Origin of the sequence: uncultured Mycobacterium sp., from assembly GCF_964249325.1 — a bacterium.
Taxonomy (GTDB): domain Bacteria; phylum Actinomycetota; class Actinomycetes; order Mycobacteriales; family Mycobacteriaceae; genus Mycobacterium.
The window spans coordinates 1-21,765 of the sequence record NZ_CAXUCH010000057.1 but is presented as its reverse complement, the minus strand read 5'-3'; the positions used below and the strand labels follow the sequence as shown (position 1 = coordinate 21,765).

General features: G+C 65.3%; 17 protein-coding genes, 1 tRNA gene and 3 pseudogenes. 16 read left to right on the top strand and 5 right to left on the bottom strand.

What is annotated here, in order from left to right:
* The 6 genes from ACFE99_RS09970 to ACFE99_RS09945 form a co-directional block, all read left to right on the top strand.
* Nucleotides 1–2,098, top strand: a 2,098-nt coding sequence (locus ACFE99_RS09970) for an ATP-binding cassette domain-containing protein (protein WP_375484760.1), incomplete at its 5' end; no start/stop codon positions are given.
* 211 nt (nt 2,099–2,309) lie between these two features.
* The gene (locus tag ACFE99_RS09965) at nt 2,310–2,750 is read left to right on the top strand and encodes a DUF402 domain-containing protein (protein WP_375484758.1); all 441 of its coding nucleotides are present in this window, start codon (nt 2,310–2,312) and stop codon (nt 2,748–2,750) included.
* Nucleotides 2,751–2,779: 29 nt separating this feature from the next.
* Nucleotides 2,780–3,778, top strand: a complete 999-nt coding sequence (ligD, locus tag ACFE99_RS09960) for a non-homologous end-joining DNA ligase (protein ID WP_375484766.1) — start codon at nt 2,780–2,782, stop codon at nt 3,776–3,778.
* A 105-nt stretch (nt 3,779–3,883) separates the two neighbouring features.
* Nucleotides 3,884–4,684 carry a DNA polymerase domain-containing protein gene (locus ACFE99_RS09955; RefSeq protein WP_375484756.1) on the top strand — a complete coding sequence of 267 codons (801 nt, stop codon included), beginning with the start codon at nt 3,884–3,886 and terminating at the stop codon, nt 4,682–4,684.
* On the top strand, nt 4,668–5,453 hold the full coding sequence (locus ACFE99_RS09950; protein WP_375484754.1) for an Fpg/Nei family DNA glycosylase: 786 nt from the start codon (nt 4,668–4,670) through the stop codon (nt 5,451–5,453). Before ACFE99_RS09955 ends, ACFE99_RS09950 begins: the two co-directional genes overlap by 17 nt.
* A gap of 50 nt (nt 5,454–5,503) precedes the next feature.
* Nucleotides 5,504–5,923: a hypothetical protein gene (locus ACFE99_RS09945; protein ID WP_375484752.1), complete on the top strand. Its 420-nt coding sequence runs from the start codon at nt 5,504–5,506 to the stop codon at nt 5,921–5,923.
* 54 nt (nt 5,924–5,977) lie between these two features.
* Here the strand turns inward: ACFE99_RS09945 and coaE are convergent, their stop codons facing one another.
* The 3 genes and pseudogenes from coaE to polA all read right to left on the bottom strand — a co-directional run bounded on the left by coaE (nt 5,978) and on the right by polA (nt 11,555).
* The gene (gene coaE, locus ACFE99_RS09940; protein ID WP_375484750.1) at nt 5,978–7,201 is read right to left on the bottom strand and encodes a dephospho-CoA kinase; all 1,224 of its coding nucleotides are present in this window, start codon (nt 7,199–7,201) and stop codon (nt 5,978–5,980) included.
* Between the two features lie 6 nt (nt 7,202–7,207).
* Nucleotides 7,208–8,647, bottom strand: coding sequence for a 30S ribosomal protein S1 (rpsA, locus tag ACFE99_RS09935; RefSeq protein ID WP_375484748.1), 1,440 nt, complete (start codon nt 8,645–8,647; stop codon nt 7,208–7,210).
* Between the two features lie 163 nt (nt 8,648–8,810).
* Nucleotides 8,811–11,555 (bottom strand): annotated as a pseudogene (polA, locus tag ACFE99_RS09930) (DNA polymerase I).
* Between the two features lie 85 nt (nt 11,556–11,640).
* Between polA and ACFE99_RS09925 the strand changes: the two are divergent.
* Together ACFE99_RS09925 and ACFE99_RS09920 are read left to right on the top strand one after the other, a co-directional pair.
* A pseudogene (locus ACFE99_RS09925) lies at nt 11,641–12,149 on the top strand (Zn-ribbon domain-containing OB-fold protein).
* Nucleotides 12,146–13,343 (top strand): annotated as a pseudogene (locus ACFE99_RS09920) (lipid-transfer protein). The pseudogenes ACFE99_RS09925 and ACFE99_RS09920 overlap by 4 nt, the downstream one beginning before the upstream one ends.
* A 98-nt stretch (nt 13,344–13,441) precedes the next feature.
* Here the strand turns inward: ACFE99_RS09920 and ACFE99_RS09915 are convergent.
* Nucleotides 13,442–14,068 carry an ANTAR domain-containing response regulator gene (locus tag ACFE99_RS09915; protein WP_375484746.1) on the bottom strand — a complete coding sequence of 209 codons (627 nt, stop codon included), beginning with the start codon at nt 14,066–14,068 and terminating at the stop codon, nt 13,442–13,444.
* Between the two features lie 99 nt (nt 14,069–14,167).
* Between ACFE99_RS09915 and ACFE99_RS09910 the strand changes: the two genes are divergently transcribed.
* Both ACFE99_RS09910 and ACFE99_RS09905 read left to right on the top strand, forming a co-directional pair.
* Nucleotides 14,168–14,241 (top strand) — tRNA-Leu (locus tag ACFE99_RS09910).
* A gap of 219 nt (nt 14,242–14,460) precedes the next feature.
* Nucleotides 14,461–14,691: a hypothetical protein gene (locus tag ACFE99_RS09905; protein ID WP_375484744.1), complete on the top strand. Its 231-nt coding sequence runs from the start codon at nt 14,461–14,463 to the stop codon at nt 14,689–14,691.
* A gap of 129 nt (nt 14,692–14,820) precedes the next feature.
* Here ACFE99_RS09905 and ACFE99_RS09900 read toward each other — a convergent pair whose 3' ends face one another.
* Entirely contained in the window at nt 14,821–15,615 is a 795-nt protein-coding gene (locus ACFE99_RS09900) for a DUF732 domain-containing protein (RefSeq protein ID WP_375484764.1), read from the bottom strand.
* Nucleotides 15,616–15,853: 238 nt separating this feature from the next.
* Between ACFE99_RS09900 and ACFE99_RS09895 the strand changes: the two genes are divergently transcribed.
* The 6 genes from ACFE99_RS09895 to ACFE99_RS09870 form a co-directional block, all read left to right on the top strand.
* Complete coding sequence (locus ACFE99_RS09895) at nt 15,854–16,384, top strand: DUF488 family protein (protein WP_375484742.1); 531 nt, start codon at nt 15,854–15,856, stop codon at nt 16,382–16,384.
* A gap of 43 nt (nt 16,385–16,427) precedes the next feature.
* A complete protein-coding gene (locus tag ACFE99_RS09890) occupies nt 16,428–17,759 on the top strand; it encodes an adenylate/guanylate cyclase domain-containing protein (protein ID WP_375484740.1) in 1,332 nt (443 codons plus the stop codon).
* A 33-nt stretch (nt 17,760–17,792) separates the two neighbouring features.
* Entirely contained in the window at nt 17,793–18,428 is a 636-nt protein-coding gene (locus ACFE99_RS09885) for an HdeD family acid-resistance protein (protein WP_375484738.1), read from the top strand.
* Nucleotides 18,429–18,524: 96 nt separating this feature from the next.
* A complete protein-coding gene (locus tag ACFE99_RS09880; RefSeq protein WP_375484736.1) occupies nt 18,525–20,012 on the top strand; it encodes a cytochrome ubiquinol oxidase subunit I in 1,488 nt (495 codons plus the stop codon).
* Nucleotides 20,013–20,028: 16 nt separating this feature from the next.
* Nucleotides 20,029–21,069, top strand: coding sequence for a cytochrome d ubiquinol oxidase subunit II (gene cydB, locus ACFE99_RS09875; protein WP_375484734.1), 1,041 nt, complete (start codon nt 20,029–20,031; stop codon nt 21,067–21,069).
* Between the two features lie 74 nt (nt 21,070–21,143).
* The coding region (locus ACFE99_RS09870) for an ABC transporter transmembrane domain-containing protein (RefSeq protein WP_375484762.1) at nt 21,144–21,765 on the top strand (622 nt) is incomplete at its 3' end.

The window sequence follows — 21,765 nt, the reverse complement described above, 5'->3', positions numbered from 1 at the left end:
GACCAATCTCCAGCAACCCTCGCCGCCGCCCGACGAGTTGACAGTGGTCGACGCCGCCTGGGCGCCATCCCCCGACTCCCCTGCGCCCACTGAAATGACCGTGGTCGATGCCGGGTCGGCCGACGTGACCAATCTCGCGACGAGGTTCGTCAAATTCCTGTCGCAGCGACCGGCCCCCGCCAAGCGGGCCGGCACGGTGACCATCGGTCGCGCCAACGACAACGACATCGTGATCCCCGACGTGCTGGCCTCGCGTCATCACGCGACGCTGGTTTTGACCCCGCTCGGCGCCGAGATCCAAGACCGCAGCGTCAATGGGACGTTCGTGAACGGCACCCGGGTCGGGTCGGCGATCTTGACCGAAGACGACGTGGTCACCATAGGCAACGTCGACCTGGTGTTTCGCGGTGGCGTGCTGGTGCGCCGCAGCGAAACCGAAGCCGCAACCAGCACCGGCGGTCTTGAGGTGCGCAACGTCAAGTTCACCGTCGACGGCGGCAAACAACTGCTCGATGACATCTCGCTGATCGCCCGGCCTGGGACGCTCACTGCCATCATCGGCGGGTCGGGCGCGGGCAAGACAACGCTGGCAAAGCTGATCGCCGGCTACGCCCGGCCGAGCTCCGGCTCGGTCACTTTCGAGGGGCATGACATCCACGCCGAATACGCGTCGCTGCGCAGCAGGATCGGGATGGTGCCCCAAGACGACGTCGTACACCGCCAGCTCACCGTGAACCAAGCGCTGGGCTACGCCGCCGAGCTGCGATTGCCGCCTGACACCAGCAAAGCCGACCGGCAAAAGGTCGTCGCCCAGGTGCTCGAAGAACTCGACCTGACCAAGCACGCCGACACTCGGGTGGACAAGTTGTCCGGCGGCCAGCGCAAACGCGCCTCCGTCGCGCTGGAACTGCTCACCGGACCGTCGCTGCTACTCCTCGACGAGCCGACCTCCGGGCTGGACCCAGCGCTCGACTGCCAAGTGATGACGATGCTGCGCCAGCTCGCCGACGCCGGCCGCGTCGTCGTGGTGGTGACGCACATGCTGAGCTACCTGGATATCTGCGACCAGGTGCTGCTGGTGGCACCCGGCGGCAAGACCGCATTCTGCGGCCCGCCAGGCCAGATCGGCGAAGCGATGGGAACCACCAACTGGGCCGAAATTTTCACCAAAGTGGGCGCCGATCCGGAGGCAGCCAACCGCCGTTTCCTCGAACAGCACCGCCAGCCACTACCTCCGCAGACCGAGAAGCCGGCCGATCTCGGCGAACCGGTCCATACCAGCGTGTGGCGCCAGCTCTCCACGATCATGCGGCGCCAGGTTCGGCTGGTCGTCGCCGACCGCGCCTACTTCATATTCCTGGCCCTGTTGCCGTTCATCCTCGGTGCGCTATCACTGACCGTTCCCGGCTCGAACGGATTCCGGGTCGCCGATCCCCGAAGCGACGCACCCGACGAGGCCGCGCAGATCCTGGTCCTGCTGAACATCGCCGCGGTCTTCATGGGCACGGCGTTGACAATTCGCGACCTGATCGGTGAACGCGCCATCTTCCAGCGCGAACAAGCGGTCGGCCTGTCCACCACTGCCTACCTGCTCGCCAAAACCGGGGTGTATTGCGCGTTCGCGATCGTGCAGTCGGTCATCGCCACCGCAATCGTCATCGCCGGCAAGGGCGCGCCCACCCGGGCAGCCCTGCTACTCGGCAATGCCACGCTTGAACTGTTCGTGACCGTCGCCGCGACCTGCGTGGCCTCAGCCATCCTGGGCCTGGCGCTCTCGGCGCTGGTGCGCTCCAGTGAGCAGATCATGCCGCTGCTGGTGGTGTCGATCATGGCGCAGCTGGTGCTCTCCGGCGGACTGGTCCCCGTCACAGGAAGGCTGCTGCTCGACCAGCTGTCCTGGGCGATGCCCTCGCGGTGGGGCTACGCCGCGGCGGCATCGACGATCGACTTGCGGCATCTGGTCCCCGGTTCGCTGATTCCTAAGGACCGGTTTTGGCTGCACACCGCCAAGACATGGTTGTTCGACGTGGCCATGCTGGCCGGGTTGTCGGTCTTCTACGCCGGCTTTGTCCGCTGGAAGATCCGGCTGCACCGCTAGTTCCGAAATTGCGCGGCTCCTCCTCATCGCACAACGCGCTCTGCATCGGTCGCCGCGCGGATCCGATTGCGCGGCTCCTCCTCATCGCGCTACGCGCTCTGCATCGGTCGCCGCGCGAGTCCCGTTGCGCGGGTAAGCTGACGCCATCCATCATCCCAAGCACGAAACGTTCGACCTAGTCGCCCACACCAACACCGACCCGAAGGGCATCGTGCGGGCCGTCGACGAGTACACGCTTCGGCCGTGGGGGCTCTACATGGCGCGGCCCACCCCGGGCCGAGCCCAATTCCATTACCTCGAGTCGTGGCTGCTGCCGTCGCTGGGATTGCGCGCCAACATTTTTCACTTCAACCCCGGCCATGAACGCGACCACGACTACTACCTCGACATCGGTGAATACATACCCGGCCCAACGGTGTGGCGTTCCGCAGACCATTACCTCGACCTGGAAGTCTGCACCGGCCGCGACGTCAACCTGGCCGACGTCGGAGAGCTGCTCGACGCCGTTCGCTACGGGCTGCTGGCCCCCAAGACCGCCGAGCAGGCGGTGCACCGCGCCGTCGACACCGTCGACGGGGTGTCCCGGCACGGGTATGACCTTCAGCGCTGGCTGGCCGGCAAGGGGATCGAGCTCACTTGGCGCGGTGCGTAGCACACGACTGAGGCGGGTAACAGGTGGTCATGGTGTCGAACCTCGGTCTACCCGGCCGGGTGCGTGCCGCCCTGCACGAGGAGCCGGTGCCCGACTGGCGAGCACCCATGCTGGCCACTCTCACCGAGCGGCGGTTTTCTAATCCCCGGTGGATATTCGAGCGCAAGTTTGACGGTGAACGGTGTCTGGCGTATCGCAACGGTGACCGGGTGCGGCTGTGGTCGCGCAACCGGCAGCCGCTCGACGGAACGTATCCGGAGTTGGTCGACGCGCTTGCGGCACAGCCCGTTTCGCGGTTCGTCGTGGATGGCGAGGTGGTGGCCTTCGACGGGCGGCGTACCAGCTTCGCCCGCCTACAAGGCCGGCTGGGCATCACCAACCCCAAACAGGCGCGGGCAACCGGTATCCCGGTCTTCTACTACGTCTTCGATCTGCTGCATCTGGACGGGCAGTGCACCACCGGGTTGCCACTGCTCTGGCGTAAACGCCTGCTGCGCAAGGTATTCCAATTCAATGATCCGCTGCGCTACACTCCGCATCGGGTGGAGGACGGCCAAGGGGCGTACCGCGCCGCATGCGCCCGCGGTGACGAGGGCGTGATCGCCAAACTGGCCGACGCGCCATACGAGGGCCGCCGATCGGCGAACTGGCTGAAGTTCAAATGCGTCCGCGACCAGGAGTTCGTCATCGGCGGCTACACCGCCCCGAAAGGCAGCCGCGTCGGACTCGGGGCGCTGCTGGTCGGTTACTACGACGGCCGGGACCTGGTCTACGCCGGCAAGGTGGGAACCGGATTCGACGAGGCCACTCTGCGCAGCCTGCATGCGCGACTGTCGAGCATCGAACAGGATGCGTGCCCGTTTACCCGCGGGCAGGTCCGGGAGGCTGCAACCCGCTGGGTGCGACCAGAATTGGTCGCCCAGGTCGGGTTCACCGAATGGACCCGCGACGGCAAACTGCGCCATCCCCGCTACACCGGGCTGCGCACCGACAAGAACCCCCGTGATGTGGTGCGTGAGACACGCTGATGCCTCGAATCACAGTGCAGGTCACTCATCCGGACCGTCTTGTTTCCCGGCCACTCCTCGCGAAAAGGCATCACCAAGGGCGAGCTGGTGGACTACTAGGCTGCGGTGGCCGAGGCGATGTTGCCGCACCTCGACGGTCGGCCGCTGACCCTACAGCGGTTCCCGCGCGGCATCGAGAGCCGGGGTTCATCCAGCAGGACTTCGCCGATGCCGTGCCTGGACTGGATGGAGTTCGCCCAAGTCGCCAAGGAAGGCGGCACGGTCGTGCACCCGGTGGCCCAGCGCCCGGAAGCGCTGGTGTGGTTGGCCAACCAGAACTGCATCACCCTGCATGCGTGGCTGTCTCGCCGAGGGCGGCTGCACACGCCGGATCGGCTGGTGTTCGACCTCGACCCGACCGGCGACGACTTCCCGGTGATCCGGGCCACTGCGCGCGCGGTCGCCGGCGTGCTGGATGACATCGGGCTGGCCCGCTACGTGAAGACGACGGGTTCGCGCGGGCTGCATGTCGTGGTGCCGCTGCGCGGCGATGCGGACTTCGACACGGTCCGCCAATTCGCCCGCGACGTCGCCGCCGTGGTGGCCGACGACCCGGCGCACCGCACGATCGAAGCCGGCAAGGACAAGCGTGAAGGACGGGTGTACGTCGACGTCATGCGAAACGCCTACGCGCAGTCTGCGGTCGCGCCGTATGCGGTGCGGGCCCGCCCCTGCGCACCGGTAGCCACCCCGCTGGAATGGGACGAACTCGACGGCCGCGGTATGCGCCCGGACCGGTTCACGGTGCGCAACGTCCCGAATCGGCTTGCCCGCCAACCTGATCCATGGGCCGGCATGAACCGCCATGCCCGCTCACTGACCGGTCCGATACGGCGCCTGGCGAAACTCCATGCCGGAACTTCCTGACGTCGAGGGGTTCCGCCGGGCACTGGCCGACACGCTGCCCGGCCGTCGAGTGCGAGACGTCGACGTGCGTGACCCGGGGGTATTGCGTAACACCACCCCGCGAGCATTCGCGCGCAGCCTTGTCGGCCACCGGTTCACTGCGCCGCGCCGGCACGGCAAGTGGCTGATCTTGCCGACCGACGGCCCGGTGCTTCTCGTGCACAGCGGCATGACCGGCCACCCCTACTACGCTTGTCGCGGCGCCGAGGACGAGGGCTACGAACGGCTTGTGCTCACCCTCGACCGCGGCGAGTTGCGCTACGCCGACTTGCGCAAGCTGCGCGGCGTGTGGCTGGCCGCCGGCGACGGTGAAATTGCCGCGGTCACAGGGTCACAGGGCCCCGACGCGCTGGACATCGATCTGCCGACCTTGCGTGGGGTGCTGTCAGGCCGCCGTGGTGGGCTCAAGGCGACGCTGTTGGATCAGTCCGTGATCGCCGGGCTGGGCAACCTGCTCACCGACGAGATCTGCTGGCAGGCCGGCCTGCATCCGTTCCGGCCGATCGCTGCCTTGGACGACGCCGACGTGAAGCAGTTGCATACCACCATGAAACGGGTGCTACGCACCGCGGTGCGGCACGGCCGCGTCCCGAACCTGCCGCGCTGGCTCACCGGTGTGCGCGACGAGCCCGATCCGAGCTGTCCACGCTGCGGTGCGCGGCTATCCCGCGGCCGGGCCGGCGGCAGGACGTCGTTGTGGTGTCCGCGTTGCCAACCCGAGCCGCGGTAGCAAGCAATCGGATATTCCACACCAGACGCGGGGCGGTGGTGTCAGCAGCCATGAACGTCTCCACGCGAATAGGTTTGGCCACCACGGCAGTGGCGATGCTCATCGGGTGCGGCCAGTTAACTCCCACCGCGGCGCTGGCTGAACTGCACAACGTCAACTACATCGCGAGGATCGATGGGGTGGCCCCCGGCAGTCAGGCCACCTTCATGATCAACGACACGCAGACGAACACCGCTCCACTGAGCTCGGTGCTCGGCAACGCATTCCAGGCCAACGCTGTGCTGGGCGGTCCGGGCAAAGCCGGGATGCAAGTGGCGATCCGTTGGCCCTATTCGGCCAAAGTGCACTGCGAGATCGGCGTCGACGACACTGTCGCCGCGCAGGTCGATCAATTCGTCAGACCGGTGCAAGGCAGCACTGACCCGATGAACGGCGTGCTGCCCTGCGGCGCACCGCTGCCCGCGGCGTAGCCGGGCGCAGCGCTGCGTAGCCGGGCACAGCGGGTCGCCGCGCGACAACCTAGTTCAGGGCCGCCAGCCCACGCTGTCGGCCCAGTCCCACGCCCGACGGTAGGCGTCGCGAAACCAGGGCTCCTTCGCCTCGTTGTACTGGGCGACACCGCCGTCGACCGGCACCGCGCTCGCGGCTTTCTGCTTGACGCTCAGGTACTCCGCGCGCGCATCGGGGTCGGCGCTCAGCCAGTCGACGAACAACAGCGCGAACTGTTGATTCGGACAGCCGTCGACCCGCACATGAACGTACGTCGGCCGACCTGGGTCAGCTGAGCCGTGAATCCGCTTGTGCCACAACACTGGATCGGTGCTGTGGTTGTAACGTTCGACAGTGCTTCGGGCATCGGGTTTGGCGATGTCGTTGGTGATGTGGTCGATGCGGGGATATCCAGCGGACAACAACGCGTCGGCGATTTCGTCGGCCACCGCCAGTGAATCGACGGTGACCTGAATGTCGATGGCGTCCTTGGCATCCAACCCGGGGATCGCCGTGGACCCGATGTGGTCGACGCGCAGCACCTTGTCACCGCATGCGGTCGCAATCCGGGCGACGATGCGCCGCGCCTGCTCGGGCCAGGTGGGATCCGCTGGCGTCAGCCGCACGGATTGCCGTACGGCCTGCCGGGCGGTGAGATTACGCGCGAATGGCGCGATCCGGTGGTTCCATACATCACAGGTTCGCTGCGCCAACGCCTCGAGGCTGCCGGAATTGTCCAGCCAGATGTCGGCGACGGCGCGACGCTGCTCGTCGCTTGCCTGCGCGGCTATCCGGGCGCGGGCGTCGTCTTCGGCCATGCCACGTTGTTCAACCAGCCGCCGCACCCGCAGATGATCGGCGTCGGCGTGCACGACAACCACCAGTGGGAAAAGCGGTGCCATCCCCGATTCCACCAGCAGCGGAATGTCTTCCACCACCACCGCGTCCTCTGGTACAGCCGCGATGATCTCGGCGCGACGCTTGCCCACCAGCGGATGAACGATTCCGTTCAAAGTCTTTCGCGCGTCATCGTTCTGGAAAGCCTTGGCCGCCAAGGCAGGACGATCCAGCCCCCCATCGGGCAGCAGAATGTCGTCACCGAAAGCGTCGACCAGCGCCGCCAGCCCCTCGGTGCCGGGTTCGACCACCTCGCGGGCGATCACGTCGGCATCGACCACAACCGCTCCGCATTGTTCGAACGTCGCGGTCACCGCTGACTTCCCGGCACCGATGCCGCCGGTCAGCCCGATCCGAAGCATCGCCAGTTAGGCGCTGCCGGCGAGTTTCTCCCGCAGCGCGGCCAATTGAGCGTCACTGGCCAGCGAGCCACCCTGCTGTTCCTCGGCCTGGGCGCCGTTGGCCTGCGGCTGCTCGGCACCTGCCGCAGCCTCGGCAGCCGCGAACTTCTCCATCTGGGCGGTGTGCATCTTGTGCCGGCGCTCGGCCTCGGCGTAGCGGGCTTCCCACTCGGCGCGCTGCTTTTCGTATCCGTCGAGCCATTCGTTGGTGTCGGGGTCGAAGCCTTCGGGGAAGATGTAGTTGCCCTGCTCGTCGTAGCTGTCGGCCATGCCGTACTTGGCAGGATCGAACTCCTCGGTGTAGTCGTCATTGGCCTGCTTGAGCGACAACGAGATACGGCGGCGCTCCAGGTCGATGTCGATGACCTTGACCATCACCTCGTCACCGACGGCGACCACCTGGTCGGCCACCTCGATGTGGCGCTCCGAGAGCTCGGAGATGTGTACCAGCCCTTCGATGCCCTCCTCGACACGCACGAACGCTCCGAACGGCACCAGCTTGGTGACCTTGCCCGGCACGATCTGCCCGATGGCGTGGGTGCGGGCGAAGTGCCGCCACGGGTCTTCCTGAGTCGCCTTGAGCGACAACGAGACCCGCTCGCGGTCCATGTCGACGTCGAGCACCTCGACGGTGACCTCGTCGCCGACCTGCACCACCTCGGAGGGATGGTCGATGTGCTTCCAGGACAACTCGGAGACATGCACCAGACCGTCGACACCACCGAGGTCGACGAACGCGCCGAAGTTGACGATCGAGGACACCACGCCCTTGCGGATAGCACCTTTTTGCAGCTGGTTGAGGAACTCGCTGCGCACCTCGGACTGGGTCTGCTCCAGCCAGGCGCGGCGGGAGAGCACCACGTTGTTGCGGTTCTTGTCGAGCTCGATGATCTTGGCTTCGAGCTCCTTGCCGATGTAGGGCTGCAGATCGCGCACCCGGCGCATCTCGACCAACGACGCCGGCAGGAAGCCGCGCAGCCCAATGTCGAGGATCAGCCCGCCCTTGACGACCTCGATCACGGTGCCCTTGACGGCCTCGTCCTTCTCCTTGAGCGCTTCGATCGTGCCCCACGCCCGCTCGTACTGCGCGCGCTTCTTCGACAGGATCAGCCGGCCTTCTTTGTCCTCCTTGGTGAGAACTAGGGCCTCGACCTTGTCGCCCACTTTGACGACCTCGTGCGGATCGACGTCGTGCTTGATCGACAGCTCTCGAGAGGGAATCACACCTTCGGTCTTGTAGCCGATATCGAGCAGGACCTCATCCCGGTCAACCTTGACGATGGTCCCTTCCACGATGTCGCCATCGTTGAAGTATTTGATGGTCTTGTCGATGGCGGCGAGAAAGTCCTCGCTCGAGCCGATGTCGTTGATGGCTACTTGAGGCGAGGAGACGGTGGGACTCGGCATATTGTTGGGTTGCTCCGGACAGGTTGGGTCGTAGGGACAAATCGAGTTACCCGTCGAGGCTACTCGACTGTGCACATGCTGGCCAAACTGCGCCCATGCGCGCCGAGCGTGCATTCAGGGCTGAAAAACCGCCTGCATTTCGCCGTAGCTGCACGCTCGGCGCTTAGTGCGCGGCGGTGTCCCATGAGCGGCCATAGCCCATCGACACCTCCAGCGGCACGTCAAGCGGGTGGGCCCCGCACATCTTGTCGCGCACCAGCGTCTCGAGTTGGTCCCGCTCACCGGGCGCGACTTCGAACAGCAGTTCGTCATGGACCTGCAGTAGCATGCGGGACTTGAGCCCCGCCCCTTTGAGCGCCTTGTCGACCTCGATCATCGCGACCTTGATGATGTCGGCCGCGCTGCCCTGGATCGGTGCGTTGAGCGCCGCCCGCTCAGCGGCCTCGCGGACCTGGCGGTTGCTGCTGTCCAGCTCGGGTAGGTAGCGCCGCCGGCCCAGCACGGTCGAGGTGTAGCCGTCCTTGCGGGCCTGCTCGACGACGGCATGCAGGTAGTCGCGCACTCCGCCGAACCGGGCGAAGTAGGCGTCCATCTGCTCCTTGGCTTCCTCGGTGGAGATCTTCAGCTGCTGCGACAGGCCGTAGGCGCTCAGCCCATAGGCCAGCCCGTACGACATCGCCTTGACCCGGCGCCGCAGTTCGGGTGTCACCTCGCCGATCGGCACGCCGAAGGCCCGCGACGCCACAAATGAGTGCAGGTCCTCGCCGGTGTTGAACGCTTCAATCAGGCCTTCGTCTCGCGACAGGTGCGCCATGATCCGCATCTCGATCTGGCTGTAATCGGCGGTCATCAATTCGGCATAGCCCGTGCCGACGACGAACGCGTCGCGGATCTGGCGGCAGGCCTAGGAGCGAATCGGGATGTTCTGCAGGTTGGGCTCGGTCGACGACAACCGCCCGGTCGCGGCGATGGTCTGGTTGAACGTGGTGTGGATACGCCCGTCAGCGGCTACCGAATTCAGCAGCCCGTCGACGGTGACCTTGAGCCGGGTGGCATCCCGGTGGGCGAGGAGATGCTCGAGGAACGGGTGGCCGGTCTTGTCGAACAGCGACTGCAGGGCGTCGGCGTCGGTGGTGTATCCGGTTTTGGTTCGTTTGGTCTTCGGCATGCCGAGCTCGTCGAACAGCACGACCTGCAGCTGTTTGGGTGAGCCGAGGTTGATCTGCCTGCCGATCACCGCGTATGCGGCCTCGGCGGCGTCGCGGACCTGGTCGCCGAACTGACTCTGCAGCGCGCCCAGCAACTCGAGGTCGACGGCGATACCGGCGGCTTCCATGCCGGCCAGCACGCCTTGGACCGGCAATTCCATTTCGGCCAGCAACGGCTGCGAGTCGATGCGGGCGAGCTCGGCGTCCAGCGCGTCGGCGAGGTCGGCCACCGCGCGGGCCCGCAGGACGGTGGTTTGCACTGCCTGGTCGTCGACGCCGTCGGTGGCCCCATCGTCATCGAGCAACGAAAGCTGTTGCTGCTCTGGGGTTTCGGCGCGCAGCTCACGGCGCAGATAGCGCAGCGACAGGTCATCGAGGGCGAAGCTGCGCTGCCCGGGCCGCACCAGGTAGGCGGCCAGCGCGGTGTCGGAGGTGAGACCGCCCAGCGTCCAGCCGCGCCCGGCCAGGTCGTGGATGGCCAACTTGGCTTCGTGCAGCGCCTTGGGTTTGTCCGGGTCGGCGAGCCAGGCGGCCAGCGCGGCGTCGTCGTCGGGAGTCAACGTGGCGGTATCGATGTAGGCGCCGTCGCCGTCGGCGGCCGCGATGGCCAGCGCGGTCGCGTCGCCGTCGTAGGCCCGGTGGGTGCCGACCACCGCCACCCCGGATCGCCGGCCGTCGCTGGCGTGCTCGGCCAGCCACTGCGCGACCGTGCCGGATTCCAGCGCGCCGCCGCGAACGTCGAACCCCTCGTCGACCTCGGGTTCGACGGCTGCAAGCGTCTCGAACAGCCGGTCACGTAGCACCCGGAACTCCAGCTGGTCGAAGAGCTGGTGGATCTGATCGCGGTCCCATGTCTGCAACCGCAAGGTGTCAGGAGTCTGGGCCAGCGGCACGTCGCGGATGAGCTCGGTTAGCTCCCGGTTGCGCACCACACCGCCCAGGTGCGCGCGCAACGCGTCGCCCACTTTGCCCTTGACCGTGTCGACGTTGTCGACCAGTCCTTCCAGTGAGCCGTATTCGGCGATCCACTTGGCGGCCGTCTTCTCGCCCACTCCAGGGATGCCCGGCAGGTTGTCGCTGGGATCGCCGCGCAGCGCCGCGAAGTCCGGGTACTGCTTGGGAGTCAGCCCGTATTTCTCGACGACCGCCTCCGGGGTGAAGCGAGTGAGGTCGCTGACGCCCTTGCGCGGGTAGAGCACGGTGACGTCGTCGGTCACCAGCTGCAGCGAGTCGCGATCGCCGGTTACCACCAGCACCCGGTAGCCCTCTTTTTCAGCCTGGGTAGCCAGCGTCGCGATGATGTCGTCGGCTTCGAAACCCGGTTCGGCGAGCACCGTGATGCCCAGAGCGGCAAGGACTTCCTTGGTCACGTCGATCTGTCCGTGGAACTCGTCGGGGGTGGAGGTGCGGTTGGCCTTGTACTCCGGGTAGCGGTCGGATCGAAATGTCTGCCGGGACACGTCGAATGCCGCCGCGATGTGCGTCGGTTGTTCATCGCGCAGCAGGTTGATCAGCATGGCAGTGAACCCGTAGACCGCGTTGGTGGTCAGCCCGCCGGCTGTCTTGAAATTTTCCGCGGGCAGTGCGTAGAACGCACGAAACGCCAGCGAATTGCCGTCCAACAGCAGCAGAGTCGGCTTGTCGCCATCGGTTGCCGACGTTCCCGCACTCGCGCTGGCCGCGGCTTTGGCTGGGCTCACGGCCCTACTCTATGCACCCGGTCGGACAACAGCGTCAAACTGGAACACGTTTCAGTTTTGCCCCAGTTGTCGGTACGCTGGCCGCGTGCCAGCAGTTACCCGCCAAGAGCCGGCGATCGAGGGATGGTTCGCCACCGACGAGGCCGGCGTTCCGCATCTGATCGGCAGCAAGTGCGCCCGGTGCGGCACCTATGTGTTCCCGCCCGTCTCGGCTGGGGGCGCCAACAACTGCCCGAACCCGGCCTGCGACGGGGACCAGTTGGACGCGGTGGCGCTGTCGCGGCGCGGAACGCTGTGGAGCTACACCGAAAATCGCTATGCGCCGCCCGCGCCGTATCCGGCCACCGACCCGTTCGAGCCGTTCGCCGTCGCCGCGGTGCAGTTGGCTGACGAGGGTTTGATCGTGCTGGGCAAGGTGGTCGACGGCACGCTGGCCGCCGACCTGAGGATCGGCATGCAGATGGAGCTGACCACCATGCCGCTGTTCACCGACGACGAGGGCGTGGAGCGCATCGTGTACGGGTGGAGGATCGCTTCATGAGTCGCGCCGGCGACGATGCAGAGCGAAGCGATGAGGAGGAGCGGCGCCAATGACCGCTGAACCTGTGTACATCTTGGGCGCCGGCATGCACCCGTGGGGCAAGTGGGGCAACGACTTCACCGAATACGGGGTAGCCGCCGCGCGCCGCGCTCGGCGAGGCCGGACTGGATTGGCGTCAGATCCAGTTGGTGGCCGGCGCTGACACCATCCGCAACGGTTATCCGGGGTTTGTCGCCGGTGCGACGTTCGCCCAAAAGCTGGGCTGGAACGGCGTCCCGGTCAGTTCGAGCTATGCGGCGTGCGCCAGCGGCTCGCAGGCGCTGCAGAGCGCGCGCGCCCAGATTCTGGCCGGCTTCTGCGATGTGGCGCTGGTCATTGGCGCGGACACCACGCCCAAGGGCTTTTTCGCGCCGGTGGGCGGTGAACGCAAAAACGACCCGGACTGGCAGCGGTTCCATCTCATCGGGGCGACGAACCCGGTGTACTTCGCCCTGCTGGCCCGTCGGCGGATGGACCTCTACGGCGCCACCGTTGAAGATTTCGCGCAGGTCAAGGTCAAAAACGCCCGCCACGGACTGCAGAACCCGAACGCGCGATACCGAAAAGAGGTCGCTCTCGGCGACGTGCTGGCCAGCCCGGTGGTGGCCGACCCGCTTCGGCTGCTGGACATCTGCGCCACCTCCGACGGGGCGGCGGCGCTGGTGGTGGCCAGCGCGAAGTTCACCAGCGAGCACCTCGGGTCGCTGCAGGGTGTGCCGTCGGTGCGCGCAGTCAGCGCCGTGACCCCGCGCTACCCACAGCACCTGCCCGAATTACCCGACATCGCAACGGATTCCACTGCGATAGTGCCTGCACCAGAGCGGGTGTTCAAGGACCAGATTCTCGACGCGGCCTACGCGGAAGCCGGTATCGGCCCGGAAGATCTCAGCCTGGCCGAGGTGTACGACTTGTCCACCGCCCTGGAGCTCGACTGGTACGAGCACCTCGGGTTGTGCCCCAAGGGTGAAGCCGAGGCGCTGCTGCGCAGCGGCGCGACGACGATCGGGGGCAAGGTTCCGGTCAACCCGTCGGGCGGGCTGGCCTGCTTCGGCGAGGCGATCCCCGCTCAGGCCATCGCGCAGGTCTGCGAGCTCACCTGGCAGCTGCGCGGCCAGGCCACCGGCCGGCAGGTCGAGGGCGCCACCGTCGGGATCACCGCCAACCAGGGCCTGTTCGGCCATGGCTCGTCGGTGATCGTGGCTCGCTAGCGGGCGCCGTCGCCGAGTGTGCGTGTAGGGCGGACGTCATCGGCGTGTCGCTGCCCGACGCGCACGCTCGATGCCGTGAGCGCACACTCGATGCCGCTTCACCCTGAAGACGGCGCGTCTTTCGGGGCGTCGAGGGTGTCGAGCACCACTTCGGCGACGCGTTTCATGGTCGTGCGCCGGTCCATGGCTGCACGCTGGATCCACTTGAAAGCTTCCGGCTCGGTCATGCCCTGTTTGGTCTGCAGAAGCCCTTTGGCCCTTTCGACGAGCTTGCGGGTTTCCAACCTGTCGGACAGCGTCGCCACTTCGCGCTCCAATGCGGTGATCTCGCTAAAGCGGCTGACGGCCAGTTCGATGGCCGGGATGAGGTCGGTGACCGAAAACGGCTTCACCAAGTACGCCATCGCGCTTGCGTCGCGGGCTCGCTCCACCAGGTCGCGCTGGCTGAACGCGGTCAGTACGACGATCGGGGCAATCCGTTTGCTGGCGATCTCGGATGCGGCGTCGATGCCGTCGCGGCGCGGCATCTTCACGTCCATGATCACGAGGTCGGGCTTGAGCTGCTCGGCCAGCTCGACCGCTTCCTGCCCGTCGCCGGCCTCACCGACGATTTCGTAGCCCTCCTCACGGAGCATTTCGGCTAAGTCCATGCGGATAAGCGCCTCATCCTCGGCGATCAGAACGCGGCGGCTGACAGCATCGACTTCGGTCGCAGAACCGGTCATGACGACATTGTGTCGCGAGCCATGGTCACCAGCGACCTCGGGGTTGTGGCGCCGCGCCTCCGCACAGATCCTCTATGGTGGGAGGCCGTATACGGGTGAGCCCTCGTATCCCAACTGGCAGAGGAACTGGACTCAAAACCCAGACAGTGTGGGTTCGAATCCCACCGAGGGCACCGGAAGCCGCGCGTAATCAGGGATTCCTCTCGCGTGGATCTTCGGTGCAGCATCAAGCACCGCTGGGGCCGACTGCGCGATATTCGACAATTTCCCTCTATCCCCCATTGGGCCGGTCAATAATTGGCCATTCCTTGGCGGTCATTGCACCTGACTGGCCCCGCTTTACGAGTCATATGAGTAACCACGAAGATCCCACCACTGGAAAAGGAGTTCCCATGATCCGTCGCCGTGTCGTGTGGGTGCTCGGCGCTTTAGCGGTGGCACTTATGACCCCCGCCCAGGTTCATGCCGAGCCGCCAATGCAGTGTTTGAGTAACACTCCCACAGGCAAGCAGGTCTATATTCCCTGTGACCTGATGAATGCCCGTGTCAACTACCCGCCCGGGCAGCGCTGTGTTGGACCGCTCGATCAATACCCGCCCGATGTGCGCGACTGGTGCGGCTGAGGAGGAAATCCAAGCTTTTGAACCCCTGAGCATGCGACCAGTGCTGGGCGCGCCACGACACCGGTCGTCTGCAGCTGTCGATTACTTCCAGGTCGGCGATCTGCGTGCTGACACGCGGCGATGACAGGATTAGTGCTGGCCTGAGATGTCTTGCAGATCACCACGAATCGCTTGCAAGTCACCCTGGATGGCTTGCAGAACGGTGAGAGCATTCTGGAATGCCGGCGGCATTTCGTCGGGGCTTGTCGGTTCGTACTGAGGGCAGTACGAGACGATGGCACCAGCGGCGAAGTGGGCGCTTTGATCGGCGTCCCATATCGACGACCGCTGCACGAAGTTGACGGCATCTGCGAGGTTCGGTTGGTGTGCTAGGAAGTCGCAGACTGCATGCCCCTGATTCGTCACGTATTCGTGGCTGGGAACTGGCACGCCATCGTGTTTTAACGCCTCGATGAACGCCCTGTCGACGATGTCAAGTGGTGGCGGAGCGGGGACTTTCGGTGCAGCCGGGTTTGATGGCGAGGCCGATGGCGGGATCACCGTCGGCTCAGGCGACGGTGGCGCGATCGTCGGCTGCGCCGCCGGAGATGAGTTGCGGACGGCGAACATCACCATCAGCACCGCCGCGACGGCTACCAGGGATAGCGGCAAGACCATGAGGGGGCCGAAGCGGCGCAGGATGCTCCGACGCTGCGAGGGCGTGGAGTCTTTGGCGTTGTCGCGTTTCGGCCCAGAGGTCGACGGAAATCTCCGTCTCACACGCTTGTCCGCTTCGGTTCCAGACGCCTCCGTCCGGTGCCCTAGGCGCTCATCGAGAAGTTCGTCGAGCTGACGGCTCCAAGGCTCGCCACCGTGGTCGCCAGTCGAACGGCGCAACGCGGCAAGACGGCGCAACTCGGCGTCGATCGTCTCCCGATCGCGCATCATGCCTGTGATCGTAGGTCCGCACCGCCGATGAGACGACGCTTCGCTGAACCCAATCCAGTAAAGGTCGATCCGGACTCGAGCATGAGAAACAACCGATGTCCGCCGCGATCCGACAGCAGCTCTGAACTGACCCGCAGTGCCAGCGCTTTGATCAGCGTTTTCGTCGAACAACCAACGCAGCTTGGATCACCGAACACCCGCCAGTTATGACCGACGCAAAACCCCTACAGTATGGATGGGAATCCCACCGAGGGCACTGATGCTGTTCACCATGGGCCACGGCGCGAAAACCGCCGAGCAGCTCACCACCGCGCTTCGCCAGCACCACATCGATCTGCTGGTCGACGTCCGAAGCTTCCCCGGCTCCCGCCGCAACCCCGACGTGTCCAAACAGGCCATGCCGAAGTGGCTAAACGATGGCGGCATCGGCTACCGGCACGAACCCGGGCTCGGTGGGCGGCGCAAGCCACCAGCCAGGCCCTTGCCAAGCGACCAATGGTGGGAGAACCAGGCGTTCGCCAACTACGCCGCGCACACCCGCACCCCGGACTTTCAGGCGGCTTACGAGCGGCTGCTACGCGACGCCGACACCTGCAACGTCGCAATCCTGTGCGGCGAACCGGTGTGGTGGCGTTGTCACCGGCGCATGATAGCCGACTTGGCCACCCGGGACGGATACACGGTGCAGCACATCATGCCCAACGGATCGCTGTCCGAGCACCGCATGTCCGAATGGCTCTCCGGCGACCAGCCGGACAACTCCTGACGCCGCGTTCCACAAATGCCGTACTCACCGGTAGGCTCTTGCCGTGGCGGCTAAGAGCAAACGTGCCCCACAGCGAGGTACGGCCGATTCGTCGCGAACACCGTGCTGCGTCGCAGCAGTGCGTGATCAACCACGCGCGCGCAGCCAGCACTACGTCGACAGCGCGGCGCGACGGCGGCGTGTCCTCAATATCAACGCCGCGATGGCGGTGTCGGTGGGCGCGAGCTACGGAATTGTCGGATTTTTGGTCGGCCACGAAGTATGGCGTACGCAGTTTGTCAATTTCCTCGCCGCCGCAATCTTTGCGACAGTTCCGTTCCTTCACCGGTTCGGCGAACTCGTTGCGCCCCTGACCTTTATCCTCACCGCGTACGTGTCGATCTTCATCATCTGCTGGACCGTGGGCACCGGGTCAGGTCTGCAGTTCTTCTTTCTCGTCACGGCTTGTCTGGTGGTGTTGCAGCTCGGCATCGAACACATCAGGCTGGCAGCGGCCTTGGCCGCTATAGCCGCGGGGCTGGTGATCGCCCTCGAGTTCCTGGTCCCACGCAACACCGGGTTACAGCCGCCCTGGGCCCAGTCGGTGGGCTTCGTAATGGCCGCCGTCTCCGCTTGCCTGATGGTGGTCGTGACGATGTGGTATGCGCTGCGTGAAATCGCCCGCGCCGAAACGGTCATGGAAGTCGAGTACGACCGATCTGAGGCGCTGCTGGCCAACATCATGCCGGCCAGCATCGCGGCCCGGCTCAAAGATCCGGCACGCAACGTCATCGCCGACAAGTACGACGACGCCTCGGTCCTCTTCGCCGACATCGCCGGCTTCACCGAACGTGCCAGCGCCACTCCCCCGGTCGAGCTCATCGAATTCTTGGACCGGCTTTACACCGAGTTCGACACGCTGGTCGACAAGCATGGGCTGGAGAAAATCAAAGTCAGCGGCGACTCCTACATGGTGGTCAGTGGGGTGCCCTGGCCCCGGCACGATCACATCCAGGCGCTGGCAGACCTCGCGCTCGACATGGCTGACGCTGCAGCGGAACTACGAGACCCGCATGGCCGTGCGGTACCGCTGCGCATCGGTCTGGCCACCGGACCCGTTGTCGCGGGTGTAGTCGGTTCACGCCGCTTCTTTTACGACGTGTGGGGCGATGCCGTCAATGTCGCGTCGCGCATGGAGTCCACCGACCCCGAGGGACGCATCCAGGTGCCTCAGGACGTCTACGAACGCCTGAAAAATGACTTCCTCTTCGAGGAACGCGGCGACGTCGAAGTCAAGGGCAAAGGCCTCATGCATACTTGGTACCTGGTCGGCCGCAAGCCCGGCACGCGTTCAGGTGGCCTGCGGGAGGACGCCGCACAAACCACCAGCGTCTGACTCCCCCGGCAAACCCCGCACCGGACCCGCGCTATGTGCGACACTTCGCTGATGGAACCCACCACTGCCCCAAGCCTATTGCCGCATCTGTGGAAGTCGACGCTGGTATCCGGCCTCTTGGCGCTGGCCCTTGGCGTCCTGGTATTGGTCTGGCCCGGCAAAACCATCCTGGTCGCCGCCATTGTCTTCGGTGCCTATCTGTTGATCACCGGCATCGCGCAGGTGATCTTCGCATTCAGTCTGCATGTGTCCGCCGGGGGACGGGTGCTGTTGTTCATCAGCGGGGCCGCTTCACTGATCTTGGCGGTTCTGGCCTTCCGGCACTTCGGCAACGACCCGTTGGTCGCAATCCTGTTGTTGGCGATATGGATTGGCGTCGGCTTTATCTTCCGCGGTGTGGCAACGGCGACCTCAGCCATCAGCGATCCCGCCCTTCCCGGCCGCGGTTGGGCGATTTTCCTCGGTGTGGTCAGCCTGCTGGCGGGCATCGTGGTGATCGCTTCGCCATTCGAATCGATCTGGATACTGACGCTCGTCGTCGGGATCTGGCTGGCGGTCATCGGCGTGTTCGAGATCGCATCGTCGTTCGGCATTCGCCGTGCCTCCAAAGCGGTGGACAAAGCTCTGTCGGGCACCAGACCGATTAAAGAGCCGACGGCTGGGCCGTGATCTGCGCGACGTTTGCGTGGTGCACCCACCGACTATCTACTACACTGTGTCGTAGTCAGTCGTAGTCAGTCGTAGTCAGGTCCGGGAGTTGGCAACATGGACGTCGTCGACGTGTCCCGGTGGCAGTTCGGTATCACCACCGTCTACCACTTCATCTTCGTGCCGCTCACCATCGGTTTGGCGCCGCTGGTGGCTGTCATGCAGACGGTGTGGGTGCTCACCGACAACGTCGCGTGGTATCGGCTGACCAAGTTTTTCGGCAAGCTCTTCCTGATCAACTTTGCGCTCGGGGTGGCCACCGGGATCGTCCAGGAATTCCAGTTCGGCATGAACTGGAGCGAGTACTCCCGGTTCGTGGGCGACGTGTTCGGCGCACCGCTGGCCATGGAGGGCTTGGCCGCGTTCTTCTTCGAGTCCACGTTTATCGGCTTGTGGATCTTCGGCTGGAGTCGGCTGCCGCGGCTGGTGCACCTGGCCTGCATCTGGATCGTCGCGATTGCGGTCAACGTGTCGGCGTTCTTCATCATCGCCGCGAACTCGTTCATGCAGCATCCGGTCGGGGCGCATTACAATCCCGCGACGCACCGGGCGGAGTTGCACAGCATCTTCGCTTTGCTCACCAATAACACAGCCCAGCAAGCTTTTTCACATGTGGTCACCGGGTCGATCCTGACAGCCGGAACGTTTGTCGCCGCGGTGTGCGCGTGGTGGATGGTCCGGTCTCGTGCGGGCATCGCCGCCGGTTCGGGCGTCGGTGGTCAGGCAGCAGACATTGACGCCCGCACGATGTACCGGCCTGCCACCATCCTCGGTTGCTGGGTGGCGCTAGCCGCGTCGGTGGTGTTGTTTTTCACCGGCGACGCGCAGGGCAAGCTGATGTTTCATCAGCAGCCGATGAAGATGGCGTCGGCCGAATCGTTGTGCGACACCCAAACCGATCCAGACTTTTCCATCCTGACCGTCGGCAGGCAGAACAACTGCGACAGCCTCGCCCGGGTGATCGAAGTGCCCTACGTCCTGCCGGTGTTGGCCGAAGGCCGGGTCAGTGACGTCCGGCTGCAAGGAGTGCGCGACCTTCAGCGCGAGTACCAACACCGGTTCGGCCCGGGCGATTACCGGCCCAACCTGTTCGTCACCTACTGGTCCTTTCGGGCGATGATCGGGTTTCTCGCAATTCCGGTGTTGTTCGCGCTGATTGCGTTGTGGCTCACCCGCCGCGGACGCATCCCGGGCCAGCGGTCGTTTTCCTGGCTCGCATTGCTGACCATCCCAACCCCGTTCCTGGCCAACAGTGCCGGCTGGATATTCACCGAAATGGGCCGCCAGCCTTGGGTCGTCGTTCCCAACCCGGCCGGCGACCAGCAGGTCCGGCTCACAGTCGCGCAGGGTGTATCCGATCACGCTGTCGCAATGGTCGTCACTTCGCTGCTCATCTTCACCGCGGTCTATGCGGTGCTTGCCGTCATCTGGTTCTGGTTGCTCAAACGCTACGTCAACGAGGGTCCGCAGGAACACGACGCCGAACCCGCCGCTGCCGCAACGCCGGGCGAGGACGAGGTGGCACCACTGTCATTCGCCTACTGAGAAGGAGCTGATCGCCGTGGGACTCAACCAATTGTGGTTCGGTGTCCTGGCCGTGCTGTTCCTCGGGTTTTTTCTTTTGGAAGGCTTCGACTTCGGCGTAGGCATGCTGATGGAGCCGCTTGCTCGTGCCGGCGTGGGGGATCGCGAGATGCATCGCCGCGCCGCCCTCAACACCATCGGCCCGGTCTGGGACGGCAACGAGGTCTGGCTGATCACCGCCGGGGCGGCGATGTTCGCCTCGTTCCCAGGCTGGTACGCCACCGTGTTCTCCGCGTTGTACCTGCCGTTGCTGCTGATCCTGTTCGGGATGATCGTGCGGGCGGTCGCGATCGAGTGGCGCGGCAAGGTCAACGACACCGCATGGCGAAGCTGGGCCGACTTCGGGATCGCCGCCGGCTCTTGGCTGCCGGCGCTGCTGTGGGGGGTGGCGTTCGCAGCACTGGTCCGCGGGCTGCCGGTGACCGCCGATCACCGGGTTCACCTGGCGATCAGCGACGTGCTCAACGCCTATACCGTGCTGGGCGGCCTGGCTAGCTGCGGGCTGTTTTTGCTCTACGGCGCGATATTCGTCGCGCTTAAGACATCGGGGTCGATTCGCGACGATGCCCTGCGATTCGGGCGGTGGTTGTCGGCACCGGTGACGGCCTTGATCGCCGGCTTCGGGGTATGGACGCAGCTGACGCACGGCAAGGACTGGACCTGGGCGGTGCTGGCGGTCGCGGTAGTGGCACAGCTGGCGGCAGTGGCTTTGGTGTGGCGTCACGCCTTTGAGGGATGGGCGTTCTCATGTGCGGCGATCGTGGTCGCGGCCGTGGTGGTGCTGTTGTTCGGTGCGCTGTATCCAAACCTGGTGCCCTCCACGTTGAACCCGGCGTGGAGCATTACTATCTACAACGGGTCGTCCACGCCCTACACGCTGAAGGTCATGACCTGGGCGGCGGCGGTGTTTGCACCGTTGGCGATGATGTATCAGGGCTGGACGTATTGGGTGTTCCGGCAGCGTATCTCGGCTGATCGGATACCGCCGTCAACCGGTTTGGCAAGGCGGGCATCCTGAACACCAGCCGGGCGCCCCTGGACCCGCGACTGTGGCGGGCATCAGCAGCGCTGCGCCGTTTCCTGGTCGCCACACTGGCCTGCGGCACGGTCATCTCCGGCTGCGCGATTGCTTCTGCGATTGTGCTCGCCCACATTGTGGCTGGGGTGATCACAGATCCGTCCTCCCGCAGCGTGCCGCACTGGGCACCGTCGTTGTCAATCCTGGTGGCGCTCTGGATGGTTCGGATACTTGCGCGCTGGGTTCAGGCCCGGCTGGGTCAACAGGGCGCCAGCGCGGTGATCGCCGACCTCAGCGGCCAGGTATTGGCCGCGACGACGGCGCGTGCGCCCAGACAACTGGCGGCACAGCGCGACGCTGCCGCGACGGTGGTGACCCGCGGTTTGGATGGACTGCGGCCATACTTCACCGGATACCTGCCCGCGTTACTGGTTGCCGCCGTCCTGACCCCGGCCACCATCGTGGCGATGGCTGTTTGCGACCTCAAATCGGCTGTGGTGGCGCTGATCACATTGCCGCTCATACCGATATTCATGGTGTTGATCGGTCTGGCGACCACCCAGCGATCTGCTGCGGCGCTGGCCGCCATGACGACGCTGCAGGCCAGGTTGTTGGATTTGATCGCCGGGCTTCCGCCGCTGCGCGCATTGGGCCGCGCCGCCGGCCCCGAGCAGCGCATCGCCGGCCTTTCTGCTG